This is a genomic window from Qipengyuania pelagi (assembly GCF_009827295.1).
Classification (GTDB): Bacteria; Pseudomonadota; Alphaproteobacteria; order Sphingomonadales; family Sphingomonadaceae; genus Qipengyuania; species Qipengyuania pelagi.
Genome location: NZ_WTYD01000001.1, coordinates 959,773 through 977,118, shown reverse-complemented (window position 1 = coordinate 977,118; position 17,346 = coordinate 959,773). Strand labels below are relative to the sequence as shown.

Genomic DNA, 17,346 nt, shown 5'->3' with positions numbered 1-17,346 from the left:
TAATGCGGCCCGCTTCCCATGAGATGTCAGGTTCTGTTGACATAGTCGGGCAAGTTCGACATTTAGTCATGTATACCTGACACTCATCGCGGATGATCCATGCCTTACGACCCTTTCGCTCCCACTGAAGCTGACCGTTCACGCTCTTACTGGCTGATCTGGTTCGGGGCGGCGGGCGCCCTGCTGCTTGCAATCGATCTCTTCGCCGGTCTCGATCCGCTCATTACCGCTCTGGCAAGGGGCGCGGCTTCGGCAGGTCTCCTCATATCGGCCATGCCCGCACGGACCGATAGCTATTTTCAGAGCCTGTGCTCGGTCGGCCACCGCTGGGCCGTCGCGGCAGTGGGCGCCTACATGATCGTGTTGTTCTTTCTGGACATTACCGATGTCGCTTACGGCGCGGGCTATCGGCTGGCGAGCGGTGTCGCCCTCTCGGAATCCACCGCCGACCAGTCGATCCTGACGGATGGCTGGATCACCCTGCTCGGCGTATCGATCGTCTTTTACGCTGGCTATGCTTATGCATGGGCGCGCGATCGCTTCGGCCGCGCCGAATGAAGAATCGTCTTCGCGTCCTTCGCGCCGAGCGGGAGTGGAGCCAGGCCGAACTGGCGATGCATCTCGAGGTCTCGCGCCAGGCGATCAATGCCATCGAGACCGGCAAGCACGACCCCTCGCTCGCCCTCGCCTTCCGGATCGCGCGACTTTTCGGCATGGCCATTCACGAAATATTCGACGACGGGCTGTAATGGTAGCCGCCTGGAAATCCCGATCCTTCCATGGGATCGCATGAGAGTGCCCACCCGATGCAACTAGCCTTTTCGGTTCTCGCCGGTCTTGCAGCCGCCCTGCTGGCACCTGCCGCATGGGCACAGGACCTCGACGCCGATGTCCTATCGCGGCACAAGCAGCCTGCCCCGGCCGTCACGCAGGATTACGAGCCGAGCCCGGCCATCTGGAAGCTCGCGGACGAGGACACCACGATCTATCTGTTCGGGACCTTCCATGTCCTTCCAGATGGGTTTCGCTGGCGAAGCGCCGAACTCGATCGCGTCGTCGGGGAAGCCGACGAGCTGGTGCTGGAAACCAGCGATGCGGATGGCGAGGCGGAGTCGCAGGATCTGATGGTGCGTATGCTTTCCGGCATCGAGAAGCGCGTGCCGACATCGCAGCGCCTGAGCCCGGAAGCGGGCGAGAAATGGCTTGCGCTGGCGAAACTGACCGGAACGCCCCCCGCCGTTTTCGACCGGATGCCGCCGATCCTGGCGATCATGGCGGTCGGTCTGGGGCAGCTCGACGCCATGGGCTCGGTGCGCGAAAACGGTGTCGAAACGGCGCTGCAGAATGAATTCGCCGCAGCTGGCAAGCCGATCGGTTCGATCGAGAATTCCGCCGATGTCTTCGCCAACGTCCTCGCCATCGACGAGGATCTGCTGCTCGCGGAACTGGAGGAAGATCTGATTGCCTGGGACGGAGAGGACCCGGAGGGTTTCTTCCTGGGTGAGGGCACCGAAGCGGACGGGCTCGACCTCGCGCTCGAACATCGTTGGGCGCAGGGAGAGCCGATCGACGATCTCGATTTCGGCGATGGCGAGTTCGGCGTCCTGTTCGAGAAGGTGCTGCTGGAAGATCGCAACCGGGCATGGGCCGAATGGCTCGACGGGCGGCTCGACCGGCCGGGGACGGTTCTGGTGGCGGTCGGCGCCGGGCATTTCTCCGGCCCGAAATCGGTTCAGGTCATGCTGGCCGAGCGCGGTCTGGCTGCCGAGCGGCTGGATTGATGCCGCTTCGCAAATCCAGTTTGAAAGCGACGCTGAACCGCATTCTCGCGCTGCCCGGCCTGCTGGCGCTCGCCGCCTGCGGATCGGAGCCCGGCCCTGCCAGCGAGGTCACGGCCAAGCCCATTCTGCTGGAGGTCGCGAGCGATAATGGCGCGGTCGAGGGGTGGCTGTTCGGAACGATCCACGCCCTCCCGGACGGGGTATCGTGGCGCACGCCCGCGCTGAAGAAGGCTATCAAGGATGCCGACCTGCTGGTCGTCGAGGTCGCCAATCTCGACGAAGGCAGCGAGCTGACGGACATCTTCGTCCGGCTGGCCTTCGACGAACCGACCGGGCCGCTGGCCGACCGGATCGATCCCGCTCTGCGACCGCAATACGAGGTGCTGCTGACCAAGGCCAAGGTGCGCAGCGATCATTTCGACGCGATGGAAAGCTGGGCGGCGGCGCTGACGCTGGCGCAGGTCGTCCAGGTGGCCAAGACCGAAAACGGGGTCGACCGCGCCCTGATCCGCGACTTCAAGGGGCGGGATATCATAGAGATAGAAGGTGGGGAAAAGCAGCTCCGCATCTTCGATGCGCTGCCGGAGCAGGACCAGCGCGACCTGCTCGATGCGGTCATCGCCGAGACCCGCGATTATGACGACGACATGGGCCGCCTCGCCCGCATCTGGAGCGAGGGAAACGCCAAGGAGCTCGCCAAATTGACCCGCGAAGGCATTCTGGCCGACCCCGAATTATACGAAGCGCTGCTCGCCGGGCGCAATCGCGCCTGGACCGCGCAACTCGAAAATCTCTTCTCGACCGACAGCCGCCCCCTGGTCGCGGTCGGTGCGGGCCATATGTTCGGGCCGGACGGGCTCCCCGCCATGCTGGAGGCGAGCGGTTATACGGTGCGCCGGGTACAGTAGCGCCTACCCTATCTCCCATACCCGCTCGAAGCTTGCTTTTACGCGCCGCCGCGTTATAGGCGCGCCCTTCGGACCCGCCATGGTCATCCCTGGAGGCGTGGCGTCCGATGAACCAAGCAACTCAACGCATACTCGAAAGGCAAGACCCATGAGCGACGCTCTGACCCTGCCGGCCGAAGCGCGCGAACGGGCTGGCAAGGGAGCCTCCCGTCAATTGCGCCGCGAAGGCCGTGTCCCCGCCGTGATCTACGGCGGCAAGGAAGAACCCACGATGATCCACGTCGAGGAGAAGGAACTGGTCCGCCAGCTTGGCACCGGTCACTTCATGAACTCGATCGTCACCATCGAAATCGACGGCAAGAGCGTGCGTACGCTGCCCAAGGATGTGGCGCTGCACCCGGTCAGCGACCGTCCCGAGCATGTCGACTTCCTGCGTCTTGCCAAGGGTGCCAAGGTCGACGTGAACGTCCCCGTCATCTTCACCAACGAAGACGCCAGCCCCGGCCTCAAGAAGGGCGGCGTTCTGAACGTGGTCCGTCACGAGCTGGAACTGGTCTGCGAAGCGGACAAGATCCCGAGCGAGATCGAGATCGACGTCACCGGCAAGGAAGTCGGCGACTCGATCCACATCAGCGAAGTGAAGCTGCCTTCGGGTAGCGAAAGCGCGATCACCGACCGCGACTTCACCATCGCCACTCTGGTTGCCCCGTCGGCGCTCAAGAAGAGCGAAGGCGAAGAAGGCGACGATCAGACCGGCGCCGATATGGAGCCGGGCGAAACCGCCGCGACCGAACAGGGACCGGACGACGACGCCGCTCTGGAACAGCAGGAAAAGAGCGCCGACTAAGCGGTTCTCCCCTGCTGAAATACGAAGCACCGGCCTGGCGACAGGCCGGTGTTTTCGTTTGGGCTGCCTTCCCGAATGGCTCTGTGGTTGTTAGGGCGCGCCCATGCAAATCTGGACTGGCCTCGGCAATCCCGGCCCGCAATATGCGATGCACCGGCACAATATCGGCTTCATGGTCTGCGACGTGATCGCGGAAATGCACGCCTTCGGCCCAGCGCAGAAAAAGTTCTCCGGCTGGGTTCAGGAGGGCAGGATCGGCACGGAAAAAGTGCTGCTCCTAAAACCCGCCACCTTCATGAACGAAAGCGGCCGCGCGGTGGGAGAGGCCCTGCGCTTCTACAAGCTCGGCACCGAGGCGCTGACCGTCTTCCACGACGAGCTCGACCTTGCTCCGTTCAAGGTCAAGGTCCGCACCGGCGGCGGGCTGGCCGGTCACAACGGTCTGCGCAGCATCGACAAGCATCTCGGCCCCGATTTCCGGCGCGTGCGGATCGGGATCGGGCATCCGGGTCACAAGGATCGGGTGACGGGCCACGTCCTCGGCAATTACGCCAAGGCGGAGCAGGACGATCTCGTCCAGATGCTCGCCGCGATCGGCTGCGAGGCGGATCGGCTGGCGGCGGGCGACGACGTGCGCTTCATGAGCGATGTCGCGATGCGGATGCAGGGCTAGGCGGCGCCGCTCCGCCGCGTCCACCCGAACGTGCGCATACAATCGGTGAAGAAAGCGGGCCGTGCTTTTTCCTCCGTAAGCCGTCCAGCCTGCGCCTCGCAGGTCTGCTCCGCCTGATGGAATGGCTTGCGTCCGCCGCCCGTCCATTCGTCTTCGTTCGTGGTTTCGCACGACGAAAGCGCCAGCACCACGCCGAACAGGGTCGTCAGAGAAAGCGCGGACCGAAACATAGCTATCCTGCTTTTGCCCGATCGCGCTGACATGCAAGCGATAAATCAACAGCTGCACGCGCGATGGCGATCGAATTATGCGCCTTAATCAGCAGAGCCTTGGTCGTCTCACGGCGTGACAGGCAGGCCAGTTTGCGTCTTGCCCCGGTCCGCATTCCGGGGCATTTCCTGGGCCATGCTGTATTACGAAGATATCGAAGTGGGCACCCGGCAGAGCTTCGGCCGCTACGAGGTGACTGCCGACGCGGTGCGCGATTTCGCCGAGAAGTTCGACCCCCAGCCCTTCCATCTGAGCGACGAGGCGGCGGCGAAGACGCATTTTGGGCGCATCTCCGCCAGTGGGTGGCACACCTGCGCCATGACCATGCGGATGCTGGTCGAAAACATGTCGGTGGTGGAACAGGCGGGCCTCGGCTCGCCCGGCATCGATCAGCTGCGCTGGGTGAAGCCGGTTTATCCGGGCGATGTGCTCCGCTGCGAGACCGAGGTGATCGAGAAGCGCCGCAGCAAGTCCCGGCCCGATATGGGCTTGTTCAAGAGCCGGGTGAGCACTTTCAACCAGGACGATGTGCTGGTGCTGGAAATGGTCAGCAACGGGCTCATCCGCGTGCGTGATCCCAGCGCGCCGGTGGATTGACCGATCAGCTGCCGCAGCGCGCCACGCCGTCCTGCTGGTAGACGATCCGGTCCCTCCCGTCGCGCAGCGTCAGGGTGGCATCGTAAAGCGTGGTCTCGCCCCCGATCGCCTCGCCATCCCCGCGCATGGTCATTTCCAGGCCGAACCGGGTTCCGTCATAATTGGAGCGGGTGCCGAACGGCATTTCGGCGCTTCCCATATCGGGCGCGAGCCGCTGGATTTCGTTGTCCTGCTTCACGTAAGCCGCCTCGACCATCGTCACCGCCATCGCCGCATCGGCATTGCGCGCCAGGGCAAAGCTGCACCCGATCCCGATCAGCTCGTTCGCCTCGATATCGGAATAGGCGATCGGCTCCAGCGTGACGGGAATAGGCGGCGGCACGTTCGCCGCGCGGATCTCCGCCGAAGCCGCCGCATCGCTGGCCGCCTTCTCTTCCGGGCTCGGCTCCGACCCGCAGGCCGCGACGGTCAAGGCCAGCAGAAGGATCGGTGCGCGCATTTGTTTCTCCCGGGCGGTTAAGCTGGACCTGCGATCGAGGTTAGCAGCGATTGGTGGCCCGAATGCAGAGACCATTTTGGATCAATCGGAGCAAGGGCCAAATCTCGCGAGGAGGGAACGGCAAGCCGGGTTGAGTGTCAGCTTACCGGTTAGCCGACCCGACCGCCGTACGTACGATTTTGGGGTGGGAAGCGGACACTAGGCCGCACCAGCCAAAAGCTCTTCCATCACCTTATCCAACGCTGGCGCCTTCGGCTCGCTTGGCCAATGATTGATGCGCAGCTCTTTATTACGTGAGAGGTATGTCTCGAAGTGGTCGGAATAGATTTCGACTTGGAGGCTATCCCATTCGCCGCTCACCAGCCAATCAAAGCAAATCGCGCTCGTATAAGGATTAAGCGAGATGTCTTCGCTTTCGATTTCTCCGAGGGCAGAGCCTTGAAGAGCCGCAAGTAACGCGATAGCGTTACTAAGCTGTGCAGCATCATCAGCTAGTTCTTCCACCCGACGTTCGAGCATTCCCTTGGGCATTCTTGCAAGGGTAGCGCCTTTTAGAGCATCCGCAATAGGGTCGTTTGCCGACCGTCCGCTTTCGGCTAGAAACTTTGGCAAGCCGACATTCCCCGAAGCATTTGCAGCACCTCACTTCCTCCCGAAAAGCCTCTCCACATCCTCCATGCTGAGCTTCACCCACGTCGGTCGCCCATGGTTGCACTGGCCTGAGCGCGGCGTGCGTTCCATTTCGCGTAGGAGAGCGTTCATTTCGTCGACGCGTAGGACGCGGCCTGCTCGGACCGAACCGTGGCAGGCCATGGTGGCGAGGACGAGGTCGATCTTCTCTCCGAGCAGCAGCGCCTCGCCGTGCTTGACCAGATCGTCGTCGATATCGCGCAGCAGCTTTTCGGGATCGCCCTGTTTGAGCGAATGCGGCACGGCGCGAACCAGCATGGCGGAGGGGCCGAAGCGCTCGATGACTAACCCGTAGCGCGCGAGGCCATCGGCGGCATCTTCGAGCCGGTCGCAGGCGGTCTCGTCCAGTTCGACGACATCCGGCATCAGCAACGCCTGGCTGCGCGAAACCGCGTCCTCCGTGCCTGCAGCCCTCAGGCGTTCGAGGACGAGGCGTTCATGCGCTGCGTGCTGATCGACGAGGACCAAGCCATCCTTCGCCTCGGCGACGATATATGTGTTGGCGACCTGTCCGCGCGCGATGCCGAGCGGATAGTCCTCCTCCTCCGCGACCGGCGCGGCTTCCTCGGCGCGGCCTCGCGGTTCGCCCAGCACGTCCGCGGTGGCTCCGCGCCACGCAGCGCCCGCCTCCGCCACAGAACGCGACGGGGCCGACCAGTCGCGGCCGCTGAAGATGGACGCGAGCGCGGGTGAAGGCTCGTCGCGCGCATCCCCCTGCCCCGGCTCGCTCGTCCAGCGCGCCATCGCGCCGCGATCGGGCGTCTGCGCGCTGCGTCGGTCCCCGCTCGCCAGGGCCTGGCGCAAGCCCGAGACGATGAAGCCGCGCACCGCATTCGCATCGCGGAAGCGCACCTCGGTCTTGGCCGGGTGGACGTTCACGTCGACCTCTTCCGGGGGAAGATCGAGAAACAGTGCCAGCACCGCATGACGATCGCGCGCCAGCATATCGGCGTAGGCGCCCCGCACCGCCCCGGTCAGCAGGCGATCCTTCACCGGACGCCCGTTGACGAACAGATACTGATGGTCGGCGATCCCGCGATTATAGGTCGGCAGGCCCGCTATCCCGGACAGGCGGATCGGCCCGGCCTCGCCCGGCCGCTCGAGATCGATCGCAACGCCGTTGGTCTTGAGTTCGCGCGCGACGACCTGCGCCACGCGCTCCGCGATCGCCTCATCGGGCTGAAGTGCCAAGATGCGGCGCTCTCCATGCTCCAGCGTGAAGCCGATATCGGGGCGTGCCATGGCGAGCCTTCGCACGACATCGAGGCAGGCGGCGTATTCGCTGCGCGGCGTGCGCAGGAACTTGCGGCGCGCGGGCACGTTGGCGAAGACCTGTTCGACTCGAACGCGCGTTCCGGGCGGGAGAGCGGCAGGCTCGTCCGCCACCATCGCGCCGTGATCGACTACTTTGCGCCACGCCTGTTCGGCATTGCGCGGACGGCTTTCCAGCGTGAAGCGCGACACGCTGGCGATCGAGGGCAGCGCCTCGCCGCGAAAGCCCAGCGTGGCGACCTGCTCGATCGCCCCATCCCCGACGAGGCTTTCGGGCAATTTCGAGGTCGCATGGCGTTCGAGCGCGAGTGCCATCTCGTCCGGCCTCATCCCGCATCCGTCATCGCTCACTTCGAGCGAGCCCAGCCCGCCTTCGACCAATCTGACCGCTATCCGCGTCGCACCTGCGTCGATCGCGTTCTCAACCAGTTCCTTGAGCGCTGCGGCGGGGCGCTCGACCACCTCGCCGGCGGCGATGCGATTGACGAGCGTTTCGGGAAGGCGGCGAATGGTGGGCATGGCGGGGCCGGAAAGCTAGCGACGAAACGCCATGATTTCGAGACCAGACGCTGAACTTTCCCCCGAAGCCGCGAGGGAATGTTTGGCATTTTCGCCACACCTTCGCTAAGGCGACCGCTCCGCTGTCAAAATCGGGTCGGATCGCTCTCAAAATCGAGGCGCAAGGCCCTTATCCATTTACGGAATCGGGTAAGAATGAGCTTCTGGAACAATCTCTTCAAGTTCGGCTCGCAGAACATGGCGATCGATCTCGGCACCGCCAATACGCTGGTCTACGTCCAGGATCAGGGCATCGTCCTCAACGAACCTTCGGTCGTCGCGATCGAGACGCTGAATGGCGTGAAGCGCGTGAAGGCCGTGGGTGACGATGCGAAGATGATGATGGGCAAGACGCCTGACAGCATCGAGGCGATCCGCCCCTTGCGCGATGGCGTCATCGCCGACATCGAAATCGCCGAAGAGATGATCAAGCACTTCATCCGCAAGGTGCATGGTCGCAAGAGCCTGATGCGCTATCCCGAAATCACCATCTGCGTCCCTTCGGGATCGACCAGCGTGGAACGCCGCGCGATCCGCGATGCCGCGTCGAATGCGGGCGCCAGCCAGGTCTTCCTGATCCTCGAACCGATGGCCGCCGCGATCGGCGCGGACATGCCGGTGACCGAACCGGTCGGATCGATGGTGGTCGATATCGGCGGCGGCACGACCGAGGTCGCGGTGCTTTCGCTGCGCGGTCTTGCCTACACCACCTCGGTGCGCACCGGGGGCGACAAGATGGATGAAGCGATCGTCAGCTATGTCCGCCGCCACCACAATTTGCTGATCGGCGATGCCACGGCGGAGCGGATCAAGAAGGATTACGGGATCGCCGTCGCGCCGGAAGACGGCATCGGCGAAGCGATAACCATCAAGGGTCGCGATCTCGTCAACGGCGTGCCCAAGGAAATCACGATCAATCAGGGCCATATCGCCGAAGCGCTGTCCGAACCGATCGGGGCGATCGTGGAAGGCGTTCGCATCGCGCTCGAGAACACCGCGCCCGAACTCGCGGCCGACATCGTCGATCAGGGCATCGTCCTGACGGGCGGAGGTGCGCTGATCCAGGGGCTCGACGAATATCTGCGCGAGGAAACCGGCCTGCCGGTGACCATCGCGGAAGATCCGCTGTCCTGCGTCGCTCTGGGCACGGGCCGCGCGATGGAAGACGAGATCTATCGCGGCGTGTTGATGACGGCGTAAGCCGCACGATCTAACTGGGGAGCACGGCCGCCATGGCGCCGACCGGGCAACGGCGTTCGAGCTATTCGCGAAGGGCGCAATACAGCCTCTTTACGGGCTATATCGCCGCGGGCGCGGGTGCGCTGGTCGGCGCCATACTGCTCGGCCTGTCGCTGTGGCAGCCGCAATTCCTGTCGGGCTTGCGCGGGGAGGCGAACGACGCCGTCGCGCCCGCCACCCGCACGGTCGCCACCGGGCGGACCGAGAGCAAGAGCCTCTACGAAAGCGTGCGCGGCTATCTGCGCGCCGGATCGCAGAACGCGGCCCTGAAGCGCGAGATGGAGATCGCGCGCATTCGCCTGAAGGAAGCTGCCGCGGTCGAGCAGGAGAATCGGCGGCTGAAGTCGCTCCTGTCGCTGGAGGATACCGATACCGCCCCGGTCGCGACGGCACGGCTGATCGGTGCCACCTCGGCGAGCACGCGGCGCTTCGCCTATCTGGGCGCTGGCGCGGCGGATGGAGTCAGGGTCGGAATGCCGGTGCGCTCGCCCCGCGGCGTGGTCGGGCGCATCCTCGAAGTCGGCGACCGGAGCTCGCGTGTCCTCCTCTTGACCGACAGCGAAAGCGTGCTCCCCGTGCGGCGCGCTCAGGACGAGGTCGTCGCCTTCGCGGAAGGGCGCGGCGACGGCCTGATCCGCATCCGCCTGATCAATCTTGGCATCAATCCGATCAAGAAGGGCGACCTGTTCGTCACGAGCGGCGCGGGCGGTTATTACCAACCCGGCATCGCGGTCGCCATCGCCACCGAAATCACCGATGATGGGGCCCTCGCCCGGATCGTGACCGATCCCGCCGCCGCCGATTTCGTCTCGGTGCTGCCGATATTCGAACCCGCCGCCCTGCGCGGATCGAGAACGCCGATCGAACGCGAACTGGGCGAATAATGGAGCGGATGAACCCCCGCTCCCGCAGCGATGCCTATGGCAGCCGCATCAACCGCTCCCATTCGACCGTGCTGGCGACGGTCATCCCCTATATCTCGATCCTGATCGCATCGGTCCTCCCGCTGATCGTGATCGCCAGCGCACTGCCGATCGTACCGCCGCTGGGATTTCTCATGCTGATCGGATGGCGACTCGTGCGTCCGGGCCTCTTGCCCGTCTGGGCCGGGTTCCCGCTCGGCCTGTTCGACGATCTGTTCAGCGGCCAACCGCTAGGCAGCGCCGCCCTGCTATGGTCACTCGCCATGATCGCGATCGAGCTGGTAGAGACGCGCTTTCCCTGGCGCAGCTTCGCGCAGGACTGGTTCACCGCCGGTTTAATCCTGCCCGTGTATCTGCTGGCGGCAATGCTCTTTTCCGGTGGCGAACCCTCTCTTCCCATGCTGATCGCGCTCGTGCCCCAGATCGTCCTCTCGATCCTTCTCTTCCCGCTCGTCGCGCTGTTCGTGGCCTTTCTCGATCGCAAGCGCCTGACGCGCTGGCGCAAGCTGGGCTGAGGGTGGCGACGTGAAGCTCGGATCGCGCAAGAACACTATCGTCACTGCGTCGACGCTCGACAATGCGTTCAAGCGACGCAGTTTTCTCGTGGCTGCCGGCATGGGCGGGATCGCGACCCTTCTGGCCGCGCGCATGGGCTATATCGCCATCGCGGAGAACGAGCGGTACGAGCTCGAGAGCGAAAGCAACCGCGTCAACCTGTCGCTGATCCCGCCGCGCCGGGGCTGGATCCTCGACCGCAACGGCGCCCCCCTCGCCTCAAACCGCGCGGATTTCCGTGTCGACGTCATTCCTGACCAGCTGGCCGATGTCTCCGGCACGTTGGGCGCGCTGGGCCGAATCCTGCGCCTCGACGAGGCGGCGATGGCGGATGTCACCAAGCGGGTGGAGGAAGCCGCCGGGTTCCAGCCCGTCGAGGTCGCGAGCGGCCTCGATTACGAGGATTTCGCCGCCGTCAGCGTCCGCCTGCCCGATCTTCCCGGCGTCGTCCCTCAGCGCGGCTTTTCGCGCCATTATCCGACCGGGCCTGCGGTGGGCCACCTCATCGGCTATGTCGGGCCCGCCAATGCCGAGGAATATGAGGAAGAGGGCAATCCCCTCCTCATCACCCCTGGCTTCAAGATCGGCAAGGACGCGCTGGAGCGCCAGTTCGAGAAGGATCTGCGCGGCGTTCCCGGCGCTCGCCGGGTCGAAGTGACCGCCTCGGGCCGGATCGTGCAGGAACTCGAAACGCGCGAGGACATTCAGGGCGATCCTGTCCGCCTCACCATCGATGGGCCGTTGCAGGATTATGCCGCGCGCCGGATCGGGCTGGAAAGCGGCTCCTGTGTGGTGATGGATTGCGAGAATGGCGACATCCTGTGCATGTCCTCCATGCCGAGCTTCGATCCCAACAGCTTCTCGCAAGGCATCGGCCGCGTCGAATACGCCATGCTGCGCGAGGACGATCGCGTTCCGTTGCGCAACAAGGTGCTGAAGGGGCTGTATCCTCCCGGCTCGACCGTGAAGCCGATGCACTGCATGGCCTTCCTCGAGGCGGGGATCGATCCCAACCGGACGATCACCTGCGGCGGCGGGGTCAGGATCGGCAACCGCTTCTTCAATTGCTGGGGCAATCACGGCCAGGTCGACATGGCCAAGGGGATCTATCAGTCCTGCGACAGCTATTTCTATCGCATGGCGCTCGAGGTCGGTTTCGACAAGGTGGCCGATTTCGCCAAGTCGATCGGCATGGGCAAGCAGTTCGATCTGCCGGTCATCAGCCAGTTCTACGGCACGGTGCCTTCGCCTGCTTGGCTGGAGGAAAAATACGATCGCCAATGGCAGGCCTACGACACGGCCAATGCCTCGATCGGCCAGGGCTATTACCTCGCGAACCCCTTGCAACTCGCGGTGATGACCGCGCGGCTCGCCACCGGGCGGCACCTCTATCCGCGCCTCACCCGCTCGAACAAGAGCACCGGTGCGGACCAGATCGACTTTCCCGAAGATCACGTCGCCTATGTGCGCCAGGCGATGAGCGACGTCGTCAACGGCCCCGGCACCGCCGGACGCGGACGGCTGCCGTTCGACGATATCCTGATGGCGGGCAAGACCGGCACGGCGCAGGTCGTCTCGCTCAGCAAGTCCGACGGTAAATCCGGCCCATGGAAATATCGCGACCACGGCCTGTTCGTGTTCTTCGCTCCCTTCGACAAACCGAAATATGCGGGCGCCGTGGTGATCGAGCATGGTGGCGGGTCCGGCTCGGCCTACCCCATCGCGCGCGATGTGATGACCTTCATGTTCGATCCCCAGAAGGGAATGGACGCTCTGCGCGCTCTCGAAGAACAATGGGGCGGCACGGCGCAGGAACGGCTGACGCGCAAATATATCGCCTACGCCACGGCGGCGGGCGAAGCCGTTCCGCCCGCCCCGAGCCGGGACGAGGAAATCTTCGACCTCGTCGAAGCCGAAGCCCGCGTGGCCGCGCGCCAGAGCGAAGCGATCGCCGACACCGTCATCACGCCGCGTGAAGAGGCCAATCCCAGCAGCGACGCGCCTCCGCCCGATTCCGTGGTCGCGCCGGAGACGGCTGCGGCTCCGCAGGCGGCAGCGCCCGAGGCGCCCTCACCCGCGCCCGCTACTGCCGGAACGCCCCGCCCGCAATGAGCGTCATTCCCGCACCCGTCGCACGCCAGCCCTGGGCGATGCTGTTCCCGCTGTTCATCCTGATCGGGTTTGGCGGACTGGTGCTCTATTCCGCCGCCGGAGGGTCGCTCGAACCCTATGCCGGATCGCATCTGATCCGGTTCGGCGTATTCCTCGTGATGGCGATCATCCTCGCGCTGTTTCCACCCGATCTGGCGAAGCTTGCGGCCTACCCCATCTATATCGTGCTTCTGATCCTCCTCGTGATCGTCGAGGCGATCGGCTTCGTCGGCGGAGGGAGCCAGCGCTGGCTCAATCTCGGCTTCATGCAATTGCAGCCGTCTGAGCTGATGAAACCCGCGCTCGTGCTGGTTCTGGCGCGGTTCTACAGCGATCTGCCGGTGGGGATGATCGGAAGCTGGCGCGCGCTCGTTCCGGCGGGCATTCTGATCGGCCTGCCCATCATGCTGGTGCTTGCGCAGCCCGATCTGGGGACCTCGCTCGCCATAGCTTTCGGCGGCGGCGTGGTGATGTTCCTCGCCGGACTGCCGATGCGCTGGTTCCTGATGGGCGGCGCGGCGGCAGCGGTGATCGCGCCCCTCGCCTTCTTCTTCGGGCTCCAGCCCTATCAGCAGCGGCGGGTCTTCACCTTTCTCGACCCCGAAAACGATCCGCTGGGCGATGGCTATCACATCACCCAGTCCAAGATCGCCATCGGATCGGGCGGCTTCAGCGGCAAGGGCTTCAACGAAGGCACGCAGAGCCATCTCCATTATTTGCCCGAACCGCACACCGATTTCATCTTCGCCACTATGGCGGAAGAATGGGGTTTCGTCGGCGGCGTCGTGGTGATCGGCTGCTTTGCGCTGATCCTCTATTGGGCCCTGTCCGTGGCACGCAATTCGAACGACCGGTTCGGCAAGCTGCTGGCGGCGGGCATGGCGGCGACGATCTTCTTCTACGTCGCGATCAATCTGATGATGGTCATGGGCCTGGCACCAGTGGTCGGCATCCCCCTGCCCTTCATGAGCCATGGGGGCTCCTCGATGATGACCAACATGATCTGCATCGGCACTTTGATGATGGTTTATCGCTGGAACCGCCTGCAGGGCCGCAAGGGAACGCTTGGCTGAAGGCGGGGCTGAACGGTCGGGTCGGCAACACTTTTTCAGAAGATGCGCGCGCACCCCCTTTTCATCGGACGAAACCCGGCTATATGAGCGCCTTCCCGATTCGGGGCGCGGCCATATGGTCTGCGAGTGGACGCATAGCTCAGTTGGTAGAGCAGCTGACTCTTAATCAGCGGGTCCTAGGTTCGAGCCCTAGTGCGTCCACCATTGTTTTTCCTAGGAAATATCCGAATTCCGGCCGGAGCAAATTCGCCGGTTGGGAGCTCAGTTGGGAGATTCCACCCTCTTCTCCAGCTTCCTGATGGCACTTTCAGCGAGCTGCGAATCGCGGCTCAGATAGTGTGCATCCAAGATGGCGTTCACGTCCTTGAGCGAATGGCCAGTGACTGTGGCGATCTCTGGAGACGTGCATCCTGCCAATGCGAGCCTGGTGACCGCAGTGCCTCTAAGGTCATGGAAGGTTACATCAGCGACGCCAGCTTTAGCGCATGCTTTGCTCCACGACGTTCTGAAACCGTCCTCAGTCCAAGCCTTCCCCTTTTGCGTTGTTAGAATTGTCGACGAGCTCAAATCCAAAGCGTCACTGTGGCTGCTTACCTTCGATTTGAGAGCATCCAGTGCACGTCGAAGTGGGGTGCCCACCGGGATGACTATGCGCCTGTTTGTTTTCTTCTGCTTGAGGCGAATGCGCCTTCCGTCATAACCTGCCCATGTGAGGGCGAGTAAATCCCCTTGGCGCTGCCCGGTCCAAAGAGCCAGCATAAGGGCCAGATGAAGGTGCTCAGGAGCTCGCTCGTAAAAAGCGGTTTCGTCATGGGGTGTCCAGACGCTATCCACGCGCTCTGAGTGATATAAACGGCCCGGATTCTTGCATGGGTTTGCCGGGGCATCCCCGCGATCGACGGCCCAAGAGAGAACACGCGCCAGGACGCTGAAACGATAGTCTGCCTGACGAGGATTTGTTAGACCGATCTTGTCGCGCCACTCAAGAAACTCGCCTCGGGCCTTTTTATCGCTCAGCGCAACAAGCGGAAAGTCACCAAAATCATCTTCAATGGCGCGTATGTGACGACTATAATCCCTCCGTGTTTTATCAGCTAGTCCGAGAAAATCCGGAGACGCGAGATATTTTCTTAATACGCTCTGAAGCAGTCCATCCGGTTTGACGCGGCGATTTTCCAAAGCCGAATTATAACTGTCGATGAATTCGGGCGATCCCGGATTCCCTTTTAGTCTAGGACCCCCCTTCCATGCGTAGTAGTATACGACCTGCGATCCATCGGCTAATCGCTTTTTGACGCGGTTTATCCCTTTAAGACGGACGCGCATTTTTCTTCTCCTTCCATTGATCAAATGGAGAGATTTCCGCCACAGTATTTTGATTGGTTATGAGGCTGACTGAGCCATCTGAGCTAAGCTCGACTCGTTGTATCTCAAGCCCGCAAGCTTGAACTGCGCGAATAGCGCGTGCCAGGTTGGCTTGACGAATTGTCGAGCTCGTTTTTGTCATTTCAGCTTCGGCTGAATTCAGGAGACCAAGAAAAAGCAGGATCAGCGTCGATCGCTTCGCCGCATGAAGGTCGAACTGCTCTTTGCTTGTCAAAAGGACGCTGTCTCATTCCGAGGGCGCTAGACGGTGTCCAAGGAATGCAGGCGTCACCTACCCCCTTACGGCATTCGCTCTTCCAGGAGTTTCTTTCGAGGTAGGGAGCTAACTAAAGAGCCAGCCGGTGTTCCGGGATGACGTCCAACAGATAAAACGTGCGCCTAACATCTCCGAACTCGCTCTCGTAGTCGGTCATGGCGCGTTGGCCTCTCTCGGTTACGAAAGCTTTCGCAATCTGGATTGGATTCCGGCCTGCAGCTGGCTCACGGTCCGGGTAATCATACCCCTCGTCCTTGAAATCTTTGTCTTGCAAAATGTCGCGCCGCAGCATGAACAGCATATCCTTCGCCGCAGTAAACCAGTCCGCGCCCAATTTTTCTGCGTCGAAAGGAGGCATTGCGGTATGGTCTCTAAATCTTCGGGGATGCTCTCCATCGCGCTCGTCAATAAGATTCAAAATTTCCCGTTCGCTTTGCAGATATCGAAGAATTGAAACGGAAACCGCTTGGGTGATCGAGAGGCCGGAGAACCATAAGGCATTGAAACTGCTTGGGAGGCCATTCTCGCTAACCGAGCTGTCGAGCATTTGACGCCAAGCTACGTTTCCCGGGATTGGGGTTATGCGGATGTATTCAATCAGCTGGTCGAGTTGACCGATGGAATTTGTCAGATTGATCCCGTGGAATTTCGCTACAGCTTCAATCTGCCGATACAGCGGAAGCATGGTTTCTGGCACATTGTCGATCGTTGCCAGAGGCTTACCGCCGGTATGCTCCAGCGAAGTTGTGTAGTCGGCGACGATCTTTTTGAGGATGATAAATAGCCGACGGGCCTGGTTAGCGATGTTCTCCGGCTTCAATTGGGTCATGCTCGTGCTGGCTAGCGCTTCTAGAGGATTTTCCTCTGCTTTGCCGGACCGCGCTGTAATCAACTGAACATCGCGCGCGCACCAAAGAAGACCGTGCTCAGCGATCAGGAGGCGCGTATCCGCCGCTGCCACTTTCGACCCCACTTCGGCTCTTTGTAGTATTTGCATCGCACTCCGATGCCGACCGGAAATGATCGCTCTATAAAGGTCGAAATCCGTTTCTTCCAATCGCGCCAAATTAGATGCATGCTTGTGAATATGGGAAGAACCTACGTTCGGATCCGCTCCGAAGCGTTTTCGAACTTCGTGTCTTTTGACAATTGTCGACGGCCAGCCAGAAACAACGAAATTGATGTAGTCATCTGATCCTTGGGTGGAGATCATCCAACGGCAGTGAGCCAAAATCTCTGTTTCTCCCGTCGGAAGAAGTTCATCCGGAAGAAGGCATTCCTTATCCCCAAGGAGGCCGATAGGGATCTTGCGTAGCGATGATATCGATTGATTAAAGAGCGAAAAACAGTGAGTCGACGTATTCTGCGATCCGCGGGTGAATTTATCGACGAGTTCAGCGATCGTTTGTGAAACGTCCTTCGGTAACTGCAGACCTGAGCTAAGAAGACTATGATCCATCATCAAAAACACAACGTTCTTTCGCGATTTTTTTGAGCTCGCTTTTTTTGTGGCCTTCTCTTTCTCCGATCGCGGTTTGACAGGATTCCTTTTGTCCGCTGCCGCCGCCCGGTTGTGGTAGTGCCCTTCCCGCGCCAGATCGGCCTTAGTCCTGCGAATTTCTTTCTTGGCCATCGGGTTTTTGTCCTCTGATGTTCCAGCTTGACTTC

Annotated in this window: 19 protein-coding genes and 1 tRNA gene; 13 read left to right on the top strand and 7 right to left on the bottom strand. The window is 62.1% G+C overall.

The annotated features are described in order from the left end of the window. Positions 1–99: 99 nt before the first annotated feature. The 6 genes from GRI47_RS04785 to pth all read left to right on the top strand — a co-directional run bounded on the left by GRI47_RS04785 (position 100) and on the right by pth (position 4,209). A complete protein-coding gene (locus GRI47_RS04785) occupies positions 100–558 on the top strand; it encodes a hypothetical protein (RefSeq protein WP_160660198.1) in 459 nt (152 codons plus the stop codon). Continuing rightward, positions 555–749: a helix-turn-helix transcriptional regulator gene (locus GRI47_RS04780; RefSeq protein WP_160660197.1), complete on the top strand. Its 195-nt coding sequence runs from the start codon at positions 555–557 to the stop codon at positions 747–749. The genes GRI47_RS04785 and GRI47_RS04780 overlap by 4 nt, the downstream gene beginning before the upstream one ends. 57 nt (positions 750–806) lie before the next feature. Continuing rightward, positions 807–1,781, top strand: a complete 975-nt coding sequence (locus tag GRI47_RS04775) for a TraB/GumN family protein (RefSeq protein WP_160660196.1) — start codon at positions 807–809, stop codon at positions 1,779–1,781. Continuing rightward, the gene (locus tag GRI47_RS04770; protein ID WP_160660195.1) at positions 1,781–2,689 is read left to right on the top strand and encodes a TraB/GumN family protein; all 909 of its coding nucleotides are present in this window, start codon (positions 1,781–1,783) and stop codon (positions 2,687–2,689) included. Before GRI47_RS04775 ends, GRI47_RS04770 begins: the two co-directional genes overlap by 1 nt. 148 nt (positions 2,690–2,837) lie before the next feature. Continuing rightward, a complete protein-coding gene (locus tag GRI47_RS04765; protein WP_160660194.1) occupies positions 2,838–3,536 on the top strand; it encodes a 50S ribosomal protein L25/general stress protein Ctc in 699 nt (232 codons plus the stop codon). Between the two features lie 103 nt (positions 3,537–3,639). Then, positions 3,640–4,209: an aminoacyl-tRNA hydrolase gene (gene pth, locus GRI47_RS04760; protein WP_160660193.1), complete on the top strand. Its 570-nt coding sequence runs from the start codon at positions 3,640–3,642 to the stop codon at positions 4,207–4,209. Here pth and GRI47_RS04755 read toward each other — a convergent pair. Continuing rightward, positions 4,206–4,439 (bottom strand): hypothetical protein, encoded by a 234-nt coding sequence (locus tag GRI47_RS04755; protein ID WP_160660192.1) that lies wholly within the window; start codon positions 4,437–4,439, stop codon positions 4,206–4,208. The genes pth and GRI47_RS04755 overlap by 4 nt on opposite strands. A gap of 175 nt (positions 4,440–4,614) precedes the next feature. Here GRI47_RS04755 and GRI47_RS04750 point away from each other — a divergent pair, with 175 nt between their 5' ends. After that, positions 4,615–5,076, top strand: a complete 462-nt coding sequence (locus tag GRI47_RS04750; RefSeq protein WP_160660191.1) for a MaoC family dehydratase — start codon at positions 4,615–4,617, stop codon at positions 5,074–5,076. 4 nt (positions 5,077–5,080) lie between these two features. Here the strand turns inward: GRI47_RS04750 and GRI47_RS04745 are convergent, their stop codons facing one another. From GRI47_RS04745 to mutL, 3 genes are all read right to left on the bottom strand, one after another. Next, on the bottom strand, positions 5,081–5,575 hold the full coding sequence (locus GRI47_RS04745; protein WP_160660190.1) for a hypothetical protein: 495 nt from the start codon (positions 5,573–5,575) through the stop codon (positions 5,081–5,083). Between the two features lie 198 nt (positions 5,576–5,773). After that, positions 5,774–6,106 carry a hypothetical protein gene (locus tag GRI47_RS04740; RefSeq protein WP_160660189.1) on the bottom strand — a complete coding sequence of 111 codons (333 nt, stop codon included), beginning with the start codon at positions 6,104–6,106 and terminating at the stop codon, positions 5,774–5,776. A 111-nt stretch (positions 6,107–6,217) separates the two neighbouring features. Continuing rightward, entirely contained in the window at positions 6,218–8,056 is a 1,839-nt protein-coding gene (mutL, locus tag GRI47_RS04735; protein ID WP_160660188.1) for a DNA mismatch repair endonuclease MutL, read from the bottom strand. A 195-nt stretch (positions 8,057–8,251) separates the two neighbouring features. Here mutL and GRI47_RS04730 point away from each other — a divergent pair, with 195 nt between their 5' ends. From GRI47_RS04730 to GRI47_RS04705, 6 genes are all read left to right on the top strand, one after another. Beyond that, positions 8,252–9,295 carry a rod shape-determining protein gene (locus GRI47_RS04730; RefSeq protein ID WP_067682215.1) on the top strand — a complete coding sequence of 348 codons (1,044 nt, stop codon included), beginning with the start codon at positions 8,252–8,254 and terminating at the stop codon, positions 9,293–9,295. Between the two features lie 32 nt (positions 9,296–9,327). Then, positions 9,328–10,218, top strand: a complete 891-nt coding sequence (locus GRI47_RS04725; RefSeq protein ID WP_160660187.1) for a rod shape-determining protein MreC — start codon at positions 9,328–9,330, stop codon at positions 10,216–10,218. A gap of 8 nt (positions 10,219–10,226) precedes the next feature. Continuing rightward, positions 10,227–10,772 carry a rod shape-determining protein MreD gene (gene mreD, locus GRI47_RS04720; protein WP_337190639.1) on the top strand — a complete coding sequence of 182 codons (546 nt, stop codon included), beginning with the start codon at positions 10,227–10,229 and terminating at the stop codon, positions 10,770–10,772. A 10-nt stretch (positions 10,773–10,782) separates the two neighbouring features. Continuing rightward, a complete protein-coding gene (gene mrdA, locus GRI47_RS04715; RefSeq protein ID WP_337190638.1) occupies positions 10,783–12,924 on the top strand; it encodes a penicillin-binding protein 2 in 2,142 nt (713 codons plus the stop codon). Continuing rightward, positions 12,921–14,036, top strand: a complete 1,116-nt coding sequence (rodA, locus tag GRI47_RS04710) for a rod shape-determining protein RodA (protein WP_237452618.1) — start codon at positions 12,921–12,923, stop codon at positions 14,034–14,036. The genes mrdA and rodA overlap by 4 nt, the downstream gene beginning before the upstream one ends. A 128-nt stretch (positions 14,037–14,164) precedes the next feature. Next, a tRNA-Lys gene (locus GRI47_RS04705) sits at positions 14,165–14,240 on the top strand. A gap of 57 nt (positions 14,241–14,297) precedes the next feature. Here the strand turns inward: GRI47_RS04705 and GRI47_RS04700 are convergent. From GRI47_RS04700 to GRI47_RS04690, 3 genes are all read right to left on the bottom strand, one after another. Beyond that, positions 14,298–15,362 carry a tyrosine-type recombinase/integrase gene (locus GRI47_RS04700; protein ID WP_160660185.1) on the bottom strand — a complete coding sequence of 355 codons (1,065 nt, stop codon included), beginning with the start codon at positions 15,360–15,362 and terminating at the stop codon, positions 14,298–14,300. Then, positions 15,346–15,636, bottom strand: a complete 291-nt coding sequence (locus tag GRI47_RS04695) for a hypothetical protein (RefSeq protein ID WP_160660184.1) — start codon at positions 15,634–15,636, stop codon at positions 15,346–15,348. Before GRI47_RS04695 ends, GRI47_RS04700 begins: the two co-directional genes overlap by 17 nt. Positions 15,637–15,748: 112 nt before the next feature. After that, entirely contained in the window at positions 15,749–17,311 is a 1,563-nt protein-coding gene (locus tag GRI47_RS04690) for a hypothetical protein (protein WP_160660183.1), read from the bottom strand. Between the last annotated feature and the right edge of the window lie 35 nt (positions 17,312–17,346).

Coding starts and splice junctions, on each gene's coding strand:
- mutL (WP_160660188.1), bottom strand. CDS start 8,056: ATGCCCACCATTCGCCGCCTTCCCGAAACGCTCGTCAATCGCATCGCC.
- GRI47_RS04765 (WP_160660194.1), top strand. CDS start 2,838: ATGAGCGACGCTCTGACCCTGCCGGCCGAAGCGCGCGAACGGGCTGGC.
- rodA (WP_237452618.1), top strand. CDS start 12,921: ATGAGCGTCATTCCCGCACCCGTCGCACGCCAGCCCTGGGCGATGCTG.
- mreD (WP_337190639.1), top strand. CDS start 10,227: ATGAACCCCCGCTCCCGCAGCGATGCCTATGGCAGCCGCATCAACCGC.
- GRI47_RS04740 (WP_160660189.1), bottom strand. CDS start 6,106: ATGCCCAAGGGAATGCTCGAACGTCGGGTGGAAGAACTAGCTGATGAT.
- GRI47_RS04755 (WP_160660192.1), bottom strand. CDS start 4,439: ATGTTTCGGTCCGCGCTTTCTCTGACGACCCTGTTCGGCGTGGTGCTG.
- GRI47_RS04775 (WP_160660196.1), top strand. CDS start 807: ATGCAACTAGCCTTTTCGGTTCTCGCCGGTCTTGCAGCCGCCCTGCTG.
- GRI47_RS04785 (WP_160660198.1), top strand. CDS start 100: ATGCCTTACGACCCTTTCGCTCCCACTGAAGCTGACCGTTCACGCTCT.
- pth (WP_160660193.1), top strand. CDS start 3,640: ATGCAAATCTGGACTGGCCTCGGCAATCCCGGCCCGCAATATGCGATG.
- GRI47_RS04750 (WP_160660191.1), top strand. CDS start 4,615: ATGCTGTATTACGAAGATATCGAAGTGGGCACCCGGCAGAGCTTCGGC.
- GRI47_RS04780 (WP_160660197.1), top strand. CDS start 555: ATGAAGAATCGTCTTCGCGTCCTTCGCGCCGAGCGGGAGTGGAGCCAG.
- GRI47_RS04745 (WP_160660190.1), bottom strand. CDS start 5,575: ATGCGCGCACCGATCCTTCTGCTGGCCTTGACCGTCGCGGCCTGCGGG.
- GRI47_RS04730 (WP_067682215.1), top strand. CDS start 8,252: ATGAGCTTCTGGAACAATCTCTTCAAGTTCGGCTCGCAGAACATGGCG.
- GRI47_RS04725 (WP_160660187.1), top strand. CDS start 9,328: ATGGCGCCGACCGGGCAACGGCGTTCGAGCTATTCGCGAAGGGCGCAA.
- GRI47_RS04690 (WP_160660183.1), bottom strand. CDS start 17,311: ATGGCCAAGAAAGAAATTCGCAGGACTAAGGCCGATCTGGCGCGGGAA.
- GRI47_RS04700 (WP_160660185.1), bottom strand. CDS start 15,362: ATGCGCGTCCGTCTTAAAGGGATAAACCGCGTCAAAAAGCGATTAGCC.
- GRI47_RS04770 (WP_160660195.1), top strand. CDS start 1,781: ATGCCGCTTCGCAAATCCAGTTTGAAAGCGACGCTGAACCGCATTCTC.